This window comes from Sphingomonas sp. LH128, from assembly GCF_000293195.2.
GTDB lineage: Bacteria > Pseudomonadota > Alphaproteobacteria > Sphingomonadales > Sphingomonadaceae > Novosphingobium > Novosphingobium resinovorum_A.
The window spans coordinates 1-2,727 of the sequence record NZ_ALVC01000205.1 but is presented as its reverse complement, the minus strand read 5'-3'; the positions used below and the strand labels follow the sequence as shown (position 1 = coordinate 2,727).

Annotated in this window: 3 protein-coding genes; 2 read left to right on the top strand and 1 reads right to left on the bottom strand. The window is 55.6% G+C overall.

The features are described from left to right. Nucleotides 1–176: 176 nt before the first annotated feature. Nucleotides 177–800: a Ca2+-dependent phosphoinositide-specific phospholipase C gene (locus LH128_RS16760; RefSeq protein WP_008830853.1), complete on the bottom strand. Its 624-nt coding sequence runs from the start codon at nt 798–800 to the stop codon at nt 177–179. Nucleotides 801–1,084: 284 nt separating this feature from the next. Between LH128_RS16760 and LH128_RS16755 the strand changes: the two genes are divergently transcribed. Beyond that, entirely contained in the window at nt 1,085–1,573 is a 489-nt protein-coding gene (locus LH128_RS16755; protein WP_051211509.1) for an RNA polymerase sigma factor, read from the top strand. Beyond that, complete coding sequence (locus LH128_RS16750) at nt 1,570–2,511, top strand: FecR family protein (RefSeq protein ID WP_008830851.1); 942 nt, start codon at nt 1,570–1,572, stop codon at nt 2,509–2,511. Before LH128_RS16755 ends, LH128_RS16750 begins: the two co-directional genes overlap by 4 nt. The last annotated feature ends 216 nt before the right edge of the window (nt 2,512–2,727 follow it).

The window sequence follows — 2,727 nt, the reverse complement described above, 5'->3', positions numbered from 1 at the left end:
GAATACATCGAGGATCTTCCCTCGATTCGCGCGATCGCCTTTTCGATACCGCTCGCCAGTTGCTGCAATCATGTCGTCGCGCGTCATCATGCTGACCCTCCTCATTTGTCTGCTCCACAATCAATATCTTCGGGAGCATTCTTGATGAGGCAACGACTATGCCTTGGGGAACAATTCTATTGAGGCAATGCGCCGGACTCCGTAATCGTCGCGCTACAGAAGACTTTGCCTCGCGCCTTGTCGAGGCCGGGCCAGTTGTGCGCCAGTACTGCGTCGCGGAGTGTGGCGTACGTGCCCTGAACCTGCGCAGGCGTGATAATCTTTTCCGGACCGAAAACGGCGAGCACCTCCCTATCAAGGGCGTCGTAAGCCGCTTCGTTGAAAGGAAGCGCGTCGAACCCTCCGCTTGCAGCGTTCTGCTCGTCCATCGAATTGAACATGATGAGGATGGGCGCGTGATCCGGATGCGCGTCAGACCAGATACGGATGTCGCGCAGGCACTCGACGAGCAGAAGGCAGTTGGTATTGTCGTCGATCCCGGGAATATGCATCACTTTGAAGCCAGGCTTCTGGAGGCGCGGGTCAGCTGAAATCCTGGCAAAGTGCCCGCCTTCAGGGTCATAATTGACGTCGAACTCGAACGCACGCGCACCTGCCTCGAGTTGATCTTTTACCGGACGATGCGCGTAATCCTTCGCCATCGCGGCTTTCTCGGATTGCTGCCGAAGACGAGCGATCGTCTCGGGCGACGTAGCGGCTTTGTAGGTGTTGTGTGTTCCGACCTCAGTGATGTCGGCCATAGTCAAGTTACGCGCCGGTTTGGCATGCGCGCCCAGTGGCGCAAGCGCGCCTGCCAAAGCGATAGCCGAACCGAGAAATCTCATCTGCACAGTAGCACCCCGCTCAATGTTGCAGTCGAGACCCAGACGGATTTTGCGAGAAAATCCTCACTGAAAAATCGCGAGGCAAAGACAATTTTTACAAAAAAGAAGGGAGGTCTCAAATGGTCATAAAATTGTAGCGGAGTGATCATAGCGCCCGGCTCGAACGAGAAGCCGATTCCCTTTCAATCGGGAGTCGATCAATGGTGTCGCTGTTGCCGGTTGATAGATCTATATGGCTTCGACTGAAGTCGAAGATAGCTTATGCTACCGGGCTTTCGTCCGATGCCGAAGATATTCTCAGTTCTGCTTATGTAAAAATGGCAGAGCGAGGTAGCGAGGCAATCGGAAACGAGGAGGCATTCTTGTTTCGTACGGCGATGAACCTTCATATCGACGAGCGGCGCAAGGCATCATCAAGGGGCACTGCTTGCTATCTCGAACTCGACGATCTTCTGGTCGATCCCACCCCTCTTCAGGATGAGACGCTGGATGCCAGGAGGCAATGGGAAGCGGTGCAGAACCTGATCGAACGCCTCCCCGAACGAACTCGCGAGGTCCTGTTTATGCGACGTGTGGATGGCATGCGTTACAAGGACATTGCGCGAGAACTCGACATCAGCGAGAGCGCAGTTGAAAAGCATATCGCTAAGGCAGCCACGCTGCTGCTCAGAGCGAGCAAAAATCGTTGAAGGCCTCTTTGCGTACCGACCAAAAAATCGAAGAAGAGGCAGCGCAGTGGCTTGCTCGCCTGCATTCCGATTCCTGCACCGTAAAGGATGAAGAGCGTTTTCGCGCGTGGCTGACAAGCGACGCGCGCCATACGGTTGCGTTCGAAGAATTGACCAGCGCATGGGAGGCCCTTGGCCAGGTTCGATGGCCTGTGAGCGAACCAGCAAGAAGCAGGGGACGCTTCAACCGCCGAACGGTTCTATCCGGGATCGCTGCCTCTGCGATCAGCGCCAGCGGCCTTGTGGGCTGGAGCGCCGCATATGCGGGAGTTTACCAGACCGACGTCGGAGAGCAGAAGCGTGTGGTCCTGCCGGATGGCACCCGCGTGATGCTCGACACCGACACGAAAATTCGCTTCCGCGATGGCGAGGACGGCAACGAGGTACGCCTCTACCGCGGGCAGGCAAGCTTCATTGCTTACCGTCCAACCGCCGCTCCACTTCAGGTTTGCGTAGGCCAGTCGAAGGTCCTTGCCCAGCGATCCACATTCGATGTCCAGTGCGATGATGGCGCCCTGAGCCGATTGGTCGTGGCCGATGGTTCGGTCCGCGTCACAAACGACGGCGCGCTTCCCAATGCCTATGACGTAAGGTCGGGCGAGGTGGTATCGGCAAACATGCCGAAGCCGACGATTGTGGACGGACATCGCCTGGCTCAAGTCACTGCCTGGCATGGCGGGCGACTGGTTTTTTCGAATGACGATGTAGCTACCGCAGTAAGCGAGATGAACCGTTACAGCGATAACAAGCTCACTTGTCTTGATGATGCTGTGGCCACCATGAAGATTAGTGGAACATTTCATGTCGGTGACACTGAAGGTTTCGCTAAATCATTAGCTCTGGCGCTTCCTGTCCAAGTCATGAGGACGGATGATTCCATTGGTATAAAGTCATTGTGATCTGTCACTGAAATGTAACAAAATTCTTCTGAGGTTTTTGGGAACTTTTTCGTCTTGGTATCGAACGATCAATCTGGTCGCCAAGTTCATATCGGGGCTTTCATACTATGCGTCTGAAGAAGTTGCTGCTGCTTTGTGCAGCCAGCGCCACTATTGTCGCGTTCGCAGATGGGGCTGCCATCGCGCAGACCGCACCGGTCGACATCGCCGTGCCGG

What these genes read in the sequence shown, in the direction of transcription:
- LH128_RS16760 (WP_008830853.1), bottom strand. Translation starts at nt 800, where the DNA reads ATGGCCGACATCACTGAGGTCGGAACACACAACACCTACAAAGCCGCT.
- LH128_RS16755 (WP_051211509.1), top strand. Translation starts at nt 1,085, where the DNA reads ATGGTGTCGCTGTTGCCGGTTGATAGATCTATATGGCTTCGACTGAAG.